The sequence below is a fragment of the Allobosea sp. ASV33 genome, assembly GCF_016428755.1.
Lineage (GTDB): Bacteria > Pseudomonadota > Alphaproteobacteria > Rhizobiales > Beijerinckiaceae > Allobosea.
Genome location: NZ_JAELTI010000038.1, coordinates 36,475 through 44,615, shown reverse-complemented (window position 1 = coordinate 44,615; position 8,141 = coordinate 36,475). Strand labels below are relative to the sequence as shown.

Below are 8,141 nucleotides of genomic sequence, written 5' to 3'. Positions count from 1 at the left end.
CAGACGCTACGCGTGATCTTCTGGGTCGGGCTCGGGCTGATCGCCACCGCTCTCTTCCGCGAAGGCATGGATATCCGCATCGTCGCCGGCCTGATCGCGGTCCTGATCCTCGCGAATGCCTTCACGCTGGGCGGCCGCACGACGCTGGCCGTCAGCCGCGACGCGCTCGCCGACAGCGCCAAGACGGCGCTTCCGGTCGGCATCGCCTGCGCCATCGTCGGCACCATCATCGGCCTGATGACGCAGACCGGCATCGGCACCACCTTCGGCGCCTGGATCATCGGGCTCGGCCAGCACAGCCTGTTCCTGGCGCTGATCCTGACGATGATCCTGTCGATCCTGCTAGGCACCGGCATCCCGACGATCCCGACCTATATCATCGTCGCCGCGCTCGCCGCACCGGCGCTGGAAAAGCTCGGCGTGCCGCTGATCGTCAGCCACATGTTCGCCTTCTACTACGGCATCATGGCCGACCTTTCGCCGCCGGTGGCGCTGGCAGCGCTCGCCGCAGCGCCGATCGCCAAGGAGAACCCGGACAAGATCGGCTGGGAGGCGATGCGCGTCGCGCTCGCCGGGTACGTCATCCCCTTCATCGCCGTCTATTCCCCGGCGCTGATGCTGCAACCGGGTGACCCGATGGCGAACGTCATCGGCTTCTGGCCGGCCGTGGTCTACGCCATGTTCAAGGCGACGATCGCCATCGGCCTCTTCGGCATGGTCGCGATCGGCTACCTCTTCGGCAAGCTCACGATCCTCGAACGCGTGCTCTGCTTCGGTGCGGCGGTGCTGCTCTTCGGCGAGTTCGCCTATAGCGACCCGCTCGGCTACGCACTGGCGGCGGCCGTCGTGCTCCGGCACTGGCTCGCGGCACGCAAGGCCGAGACCGCCGCGGCATGAGCCTGTGCCTCGCAGCCGGCGCGCTGGTCGTCGCGCTCGGCCGGGGCGAGATCACGCTGGGCTGGCGCCATTCGGTGCAGAAGACGCTCTGGGAGGAGGTCTGGCGGGAGACGCCCGCCGGACTGAAGATCGTCGAGGCGCGGATCGAGGGCTCCGGCGCTGGCATGGACCCGCCCGACGGCGCGAAGCTCGTGGACGGTTTCTGGCGCTGGCGCCCGGCCCTGCCGCCTCTGAAAGAGGTCGTCATGCGGCGTTCCGGCGCGACCGCCGACTGGCGCATCTGCACAGCCTCAGGTTGTCGTGCGATGGGCGACTATGTCCCGGCGGACGCCGATCCGGTCACGTTGAAAATCTGCGAGTGAAGAGGACCGAAGGCCTCAATCGACCTCGGTCAGATGCTCGATCTTGAGCATGCGGCGCATCAGGTTGAGCATGCCGTAGGCGGCGAAGACCGAGAAGATCGCCATCATGACGTATTCGAAGATGGTGCCGAGCTCGAACAGGCCGGCCAAAGCCCAGCCGGCAGCAAGCGCCACGCCGAAAAGCTCGACGGCGATCAGGATCCCGAACGAGGTGACCATGATCAGGTTGCGCCAGTTGGTGTGCCGTCCGGCCATGCTGTCCTTCCTTCACGCGCGGGCCGCCTTGCGCGGCCATGCGCTCCACGCACCTAGCGGAGCTTGCCGCCCCATGCAACAAATTCGCGCCCATCGCCCAGATGGGCACGACCTCCGCGCTTGAAAAGTCCCGATGCTCGATACGCCCGTCTTCGCCTCCGCCGCCGTGGCGGCCCCTCATCGCCTCGCCTCCGAGGCGGGCCGGGCTATCCTGGCCGAAGGCGGCAACGCGATCGAGGCGATGGTCGCGATGGCCGCGACGATCGCGGTGGTCTATCCGCATATGAACGGCATCGGCGGCGACGGCTTCTGGCTGGTGCATGAGCCCGGCGGGCGGCTGCATGGCATCGAGGCCTGCGGCCCGGCCGGTTCGCTGGCCACGATCGAGCACTATCGCGGCAAGGGCTATGACGCCATTCCCGCGCGCGGCCCGGAAGCGGCGCTGACCGTCGCGGGCGCCCTCGCTGGCTGGCAGCTCGCGCTTGATCTCTCGCGCTCCCTCGGTGGGCGCATGCCGCTGCGCGATGTGCTGCTGGACGCGATCGGCCATTGCCGCGAGGGCTATGCGGTCTCGGATTCCGAGCGCGGCAACAAGCCGAACGAACTGGAGGAGTTGAAGGCCGCGCCCGGCTTTCTCTCGACCTTCTGGATCGACGGCGCCCCGCCCAAGCCCGGTGCGCGCCGCCGGCCGGAAGCGCTCGGCGCCACCCTGGAGCAGCTCGGCCATTCCGGGCTGGAGGATTTCTACCGCGGCGATGTCGGCCGCGAGATCGCCGCCGATCTCGAACGCATCGGCGCGCCGGTCACCCGCGCCGACCTCGCACGCTATCGGGCGCGATCCGTCGTCCCGTTGACGCTGAAGCTCCCCGGTCTCACCGTCGCCAATCTGCCGCCGCCGACGCAGGGGCTGGCCTCGCTCATGATCCTCGGCATCTTCGAGCGTCTCGGCGAGGCGAGGCTCGATTCGTTCGAGCATCATCACGGGCTGATCGAGGCGACGAAGCGCGCCTTCGCCATCCGTGACCGCTATGTAACAGACCCGGCCGAGCTCGATCACCCGCCCGCCGATTTCCTGAGCGATGCCGCCCTGCTGCGCGAGGCGGCGGCCGTGGACATGAAACGGGCCGCGAAGCTGCCGCTGCGCCATGGCGACGGCGACACGGTCTGGATGGGCGCGATCGACGGCAAAGGCCTCGCCGTTTCCTATATCCAGTCGATCTATTGGGAATATGGCTCTGGCTGCGTGCTGCCTGCCACCGGCATCCACTGGCAGAATCGCGGCGTCTCCTTCTCGCTCGACCGGAACGCCGCCAACCCGCTGAGGCCCGGTCGCAAGCCCTTCCACACGCTGAATCCGGCTCTGGCGCGTTTCGACGACGATCGCGTCCTGCCCTATGGCGCGATGGGCGGCGACGGCCAGCCCCAGTTCCAGGCCCAAATCCTGACGCGCTATCGCGCCGGCCAGAACCTCGCCACGGCGGTCGATGCTCCGCGCTGGCTCTTCGGCAAGACTTGGGGCGCGGGCTCGACCAGCCTCAAGTTCGAAAGCCGCTTCGATGCCGCTCTGCTCGAGAGGCTCGATGCCGCCGGCCATCCGGTCGAGGAGAGCGGCCTCGCCTATTCCGAGGGCTTCGGCCATGCCGGCATGCTGGTGAAGCATGCGAAAGGCCATGTCGAAGCCGTGCATGATCCGCGTTCCGACGGCGATTCCAGGGGGATCTGACGCCAGATGACTTTCGACGATCCGTTCCGCTGCTTCGTGCCCTATCCCGACGCCCCCGTGAAACACGCCGTCGCCGGCCCGCTCGCCGGTTTGACCCTGGCCGTGAAGGACCTCTTCGACATCAAGGGCTACCCGACCGGGGCCGGCTCGCCATTGGTGCTGGCGCAGTCCGGCATCAAGACCAAGACGGCGCCGATCGTGAAGGATCTGCTCCAGGCCGGCGCCCGCTTCGTCGGCAAGACCCATACCGACGAGCTCGCCTTCTCGCTCAACGGCCAGAACGCGCATTTCGGCTCGCCGATCAATCCAGCCGCGCCGGACCGCATCACCGGCGGCTCCTCCTGCGGCTCGATGGCGGCGGTGGCCGGGCGCCTCGCCGATATCGCATTGGGCTCGGACACCGGCGGTTCGGTGCGCGCTCCCGCGAGCTATGGCGGCCTCTTCGGCATCCGGCCAAGCCATGGTCGGCTTTCGCTAAAGCGCGCCTGGCCATTGGCGGAAAGCTTGGACACGCCCGGCTGGTTCGCCCGTGACGGCGATATCTTCGCCCGCGTCGCCAATGTCCTGTTCGGCCCCGACAAGACCGAACTGCCGGAAATGCCGCGCCTCCTCATGGCCGACGACATGTTCGCCCAGGCCGTGCCCGAGGCCGAGACGATCCTGCGCAATGTCGTGCAGCGCACGATTCCCGCGCTCGGCCAGCCCGAAGGCGTCAAGCTCGCGCGCGATCTCGATGCGCTCTACTGGGCCTTCCGCTGGATCCAGGGGCGCGAAGCCTGGCTGTCGGACGGGCCGATGATCGAGCGCTTCAATCCCCCGCTCGGGCCGGGCGTGAAGGAACGGTTCGCCTTCTCGAAGGCGGTGACCGACGCGGAATACGCCAAGGGCGAAGCCGCCCGGAAATCCTTCCGCACCCGGCTTTCGCGCCTGCTCGGGCAGGACGGCGTGCTGATCCTGCCGACCATGCCGGACGTCGCGCCGTTGATCGCAGCGAAGGAATCCGAGCTGGAGGATTTCCGCAACCGGGCATTGCGGCTGCTCTGCCTTGCCGGCCTCTCCGGCTTCCCGCAGGTCACGATTCCCGTGGCGCAACGCGAGGGGGCCCCGCTCGGCCTGTCGCTGATCGGGCCGAAGGGCTCCGACCGTTCGCTCGTCGCCTTCGCGGTGCGCTACGAGCGCGCCGCCCGCATCCGGATCGCCTGAGAGGAGACCGCCATGAGCGGACATCACCACCACGATCACGACCACCACCACGATAACCACTTCACCGCCATCGAGGCGCGGGTGAAGGCGCTGGAAACGCTGATGGTCCAGAAGGGCTATGTCGACCCGGCCGCGCTCGACGCGATCATCGACACCTACGAGACGAAGATCGGCCCGCGCGACGGCGCCCGCATCGTCGCCAGGGCCTGGACCGACCCGGCCTTCGCCGAACGCCTGAAGGCGGACGGCACGGCCGCGGTTGCCGAGCTCGGCTATGGCGGGCGCGGCGGCGAGCATATCGTCGCCTGCTTCAACACGGCCGAGCAGCACAACCTGATCGTCTGCACGCTCTGCTCCTGCTATCCGTGGCCGGTGCTCGGGCTGCCGCCGGTCTGGTACAAATCCCCGCCCTATCGCGCCAAGGCCGTGATCGACCCGCGCGGCACGATCGCCGATTTCGGCGTGACGCTGCCGGAGAACCAGCGCATCCGCGTCTGGGATTCGACGGCCGAGACCCGCTTCATCGTCATCCCGATGCGCCCCGCCGGTACTGAAGGCTGGAGCGAGGAGAAGCTCGCCAGCATCGTCACGCGCGATTCGATGATCGGCACCGGCTTGCCGCGCGTGGAGGACGCCGCATGAACAGCGCCCATGATCTCGGCGGCCAGATGGGTTTCGGCCCCGTCCTTCCCGAGCCGAACGAGCCGGTCTTCCATGGCGACTGGGAGAAGCGCGTGCTCGCGATCAATGTCGCGGCCGGCGCCATGGGCGCCTGGAGCATCGATGAGATTCGCCATGCCCGCGAAAGCCTGCCGCCGGCGCAATATCTCTCCTCGACCTATTACGAGATCTGGCTGGCCGCGCTCGACAAGGTGCTGGTCAGGCACGGCTTCCTGAGCGCCGACGAACTCGCGACCGGCAAGCCGACCCCCGAACGCCGCGAGCCCAAGCGCGTGCTCAAGGGCGAAGAGGTCGCGGGCGTGCTGCGCCGCGGCTTCCCCTATGAGCGCGAGGCCAAGGCCCCCGCGCGCTTCGCGGTCGGCGACAAGGTCCGCACCATCGTGATGCACCCGCAGCACCACACCCGCCTGCCGCGCTACGCTCGCGGGAAGACCGGAGTGGTCGAGCGCATCGTCGGCTGCCATGTCTTCCCGGATACGGGCGCGCAGGGGCAGCCCGAGGCGGCGCAATGGCTCTACACGGTCGTCTTCGATGGCCGCGAGCTCTGGGGCCGCGATGCCGACCCAACCTCAACCGTCAGCATCGAGGCCTGGGAGAGCTATCTTGAGCCGGCCTGAGACCGATCTGGCGGCAGCGCTCGCCGCCGACACGCCGATCCCGCGCGATGCCGAGGGCCCGATCTTCGCCGAGCCCTGGCAGGCCCAGGCCTTCGCACTGGTCGTCGAACTCCAGAACAAGGGTGTCTTCACCGCCGATGAATGGGCGCAGGCGCTCGGAGCCGAAATCCGCGAGGCGCTGGCCGCCGGAGGCTGCCGCGACGGTTCGGATTACTACGAGCGCTGGTGCGAAGCGCTGGAGCATCTGCTGATCGAAAAGGGGCTCGCCTCCTATGAAGGCGTCGACGCGCTCGCCGCCTCCTGGGCCCGCGCCGCCGAGGCGACGCCGCATGGCAAGCCGATCCTGCTGGAGAACGATCCGCTGCGTTAGCAGGCAGGAGCGCCAGAACCTCCGCCGTCATCCCGGGCTTGCCCCGGGATCCATCGTGAGGCTCCATGCTCTACGATGGATCCCGGATCTACGCGACTACGTCGCTTGTCCGGGATGACGGCGAGGCTCTGTACCGAACCGAACCGCTTCAGCTCCCCATCCCGCCGATCCAGAGACCGGTGAACAGTGCCGCGCCCAGCACGGCGACGAAGGCGGCCGCCAACAATTCGAGCCCCGCGATCAACCGGGCCGAGCGCACGCTGCCGCCACCAGCGAATTTCAGCGCCGCGAACTTGAAGAACACCGCGAAGGCTGCGAGCGCCCCGGTAGTAATTGCAGTGCCCAACGCCATCGCGAAGGTCGCGGCGATGCCGGCCCAGAACAGCCCTTGCGCATTGGCGAAGACGAGGATGATCAGCGCCCCCGCACAGGGCCGGGCCCCAGCCGCGACGACGACGCCGGCCATGTCGCGCCAGCCAGAGAGCCGCGAGCCCTGCTCGGCATCGGGCATGTGGACATGGTCGCAAGCCGCAGGATCATGCGCCCCGCCGGCTTCCAGCCGCATCAATGCGCCCGACTTCCGCCAGAGCATCAGCAACCCGACCAGTGCGACCAGCAGGAAGCTGCCCTGCTCGATCACCGTGGTCGCCGCATTCATCTGAATCGCGGTCACCCGCATCAGCAGCGTCGCGACCGTAACGATCGCGATCGCGACCATGGCCTGCAGGAGCGCCGCCGCGAAGCTCAAAGCCAGCCCGCGCTTCAGGCTGCGATTATCGGCGACGATATAGCCGGAGATCACCGCCTTGCCGTGGCCGGGCCCGGCCGCATGGAAGACGCCATAGCCGAAGGAGAGCCCGAGAAGGCCCCAGAGCGCGCCGGGCGCGGTCGAGATCGCCTTCAATGTCGCCGTCAGCTCGCGATAGAAACTCGATTGCCAGGCGATCAAGACGGCGCCGAAGCCGGTGGTCGACGGCAGCGCTTCACGCGGCAGGGCCGTGCCGAAAGGATTGCGCGGTGGAGGCGGCGGAGGCGGGCTCACGCTCGCGATCAGGAAGGCGATCAGCGCGACCACGCCCCCGACCAGAAGCAGCGCCAGCGCGCAGGCGATCAGCCGCCGCGAAAGAGCCGCACCGGTCGGGCGTGCCGTCTCGGTTGCTGTCACGGACATGCCACCAGCGCCCGTGTCGTCACTTCGAGCCCGCTGACATCAGGCGTCGCGGTGATGTCGGCTTCGGCGAGGCGTTTCTGCGTGGCATCGTCGAGCTTGGGCGGGCGGTTGACCCGCACGACGCAACCCTGCGGCGCGCCCTTGGTCACCACCGCATCCGGTGCATCGACGATGTCGAAGGCGACGAAATAGGTGGGGTCGCCGATCTCGATACCGAAGGAGCGCGCCTTGGCCGGGGTCTTCAACGGCAGCGTGAAGACCAGCGTCAGCACCTTGTTGTCGAAGGACATGACCTGCTCGCCCGGCGTGCCGAATTCCTGCTTGCGGCCGTTGAGCTTGGCGGCGGTGAAGAACTCGACATCGGGCAGCGATTCGACGTTGATCTTGGCGAGTTCGGCCAGCTCTTCCGAGGTCAGCTTGCCATCGCCGTTCTTGTCGAGGCCTTGGGTGATATAGGCCGAATAGGCCTCGTCGAAGCTCCAGTGGTGCCGGATCGCCTGCACCGAACCATCGGCGGAGAAGACGATCTCGGCCTTGGCCGCGACGAAGACATGCGGATGCGCAGCCGCCGGCCCGGCCGCAAGGACCGCCAGCAGGAGCCCGGCGAGGGCCGTCAGAGATGCGCGTCGCGTCAAAGGCGAAACCTCCGTGATCCCGCTTGGGTGGATCATGGTGAAGCGATCGTCAACGACCGTGACGGGGATGCGACGACCACAACAGCCATCTCCGCCAAACAGGGCCAAATCGCGGCGCCTCCCGCGGCACGCGCAACAGCCGTTCCCGCAAATCGCTGGACCGGGCTGCGAAAACTGGAATGATACCAGATCAATTGACCGCCTCCGGCCGATATGTCAGCTTTGCT

10 protein-coding genes are annotated in these 8,141 nt (G+C 67.9%); 7 read left to right on the top strand and 3 right to left on the bottom strand.

Going from position 1 to position 8,141, the window contains the following annotated elements; translation table 11 throughout:
* Positions 1-897 (top strand): TRAP transporter large permease subunit (locus JHD80_RS13370; protein WP_199087982.1); only part of this gene is annotated, 897 nt, incomplete at its 5' end.
* Positions 894-1,259: a DUF1850 domain-containing protein gene (locus tag JHD80_RS13365; protein WP_199087980.1), complete on the top strand. Its 366-nt coding sequence runs from the start codon at positions 894-896 to the stop codon at positions 1,257-1,259. The genes JHD80_RS13370 and JHD80_RS13365, both read left to right, overlap by 4 nt.
* 15 nt (positions 1,260-1,274) lie before the next feature.
* On the opposite strand, the gene JHD80_RS13360 is transcribed toward JHD80_RS13365, so the two are convergent.
* Entirely contained in the window at positions 1,275-1,514 is a 240-nt protein-coding gene (locus JHD80_RS13360; protein ID WP_199087978.1) for a hypothetical protein, read from the bottom strand.
* A 133-nt stretch (positions 1,515-1,647) separates the two neighbouring features.
* Between JHD80_RS13360 and JHD80_RS13355 the strand changes: the two genes are divergently transcribed.
* From JHD80_RS13355 to JHD80_RS13335, 5 genes are read left to right on the top strand one after another with little or no spacing between them, the layout of a single operon-like run.
* Positions 1,648-3,237, top strand: a complete 1,590-nt coding sequence (locus tag JHD80_RS13355; protein ID WP_199087976.1) for a gamma-glutamyltransferase family protein — start codon at positions 1,648-1,650, stop codon at positions 3,235-3,237.
* A gap of 6 nt (positions 3,238-3,243) precedes the next feature.
* The gene (locus tag JHD80_RS13350) at positions 3,244-4,440 is read left to right on the top strand and encodes an amidase (protein ID WP_199087968.1); all 1,197 of its coding nucleotides are present in this window, start codon (positions 3,244-3,246) and stop codon (positions 4,438-4,440) included.
* Positions 4,441-4,452: 12 nt separating this feature from the next.
* Entirely contained in the window at positions 4,453-5,082 is a 630-nt protein-coding gene (gene nthA, locus JHD80_RS13345) for a nitrile hydratase subunit alpha (protein WP_199087966.1), read from the top strand.
* Positions 5,079-5,738 (top strand): nitrile hydratase subunit beta, encoded by a 660-nt coding sequence (gene nthB, locus JHD80_RS13340; protein ID WP_199087963.1) that lies wholly within the window; start codon positions 5,079-5,081, stop codon positions 5,736-5,738. The genes nthA and nthB overlap by 4 nt, the downstream gene beginning before the upstream one ends.
* The gene (locus JHD80_RS13335; RefSeq protein ID WP_248311541.1) at positions 5,725-6,108 is read left to right on the top strand and encodes a nitrile hydratase accessory protein; all 384 of its coding nucleotides are present in this window, start codon (positions 5,725-5,727) and stop codon (positions 6,106-6,108) included. Before nthB ends, JHD80_RS13335 begins: the two co-directional genes overlap by 14 nt.
* 148 nt (positions 6,109-6,256) lie before the next feature.
* On the opposite strand, the gene JHD80_RS13330 is transcribed toward JHD80_RS13335, so the two are convergent.
* Entirely contained in the window at positions 6,257-7,279 is a 1,023-nt protein-coding gene (locus tag JHD80_RS13330) for a nickel/cobalt transporter (RefSeq protein ID WP_199087960.1), read from the bottom strand.
* On the bottom strand, positions 7,270-7,914 hold the full coding sequence (locus JHD80_RS13325; protein ID WP_199087958.1) for a DUF1007 family protein: 645 nt from the start codon (positions 7,912-7,914) through the stop codon (positions 7,270-7,272). Before JHD80_RS13325 ends, JHD80_RS13330 begins: the two co-directional genes overlap by 10 nt.
* Positions 7,915-8,141: the final 227 nt, after the last annotated feature.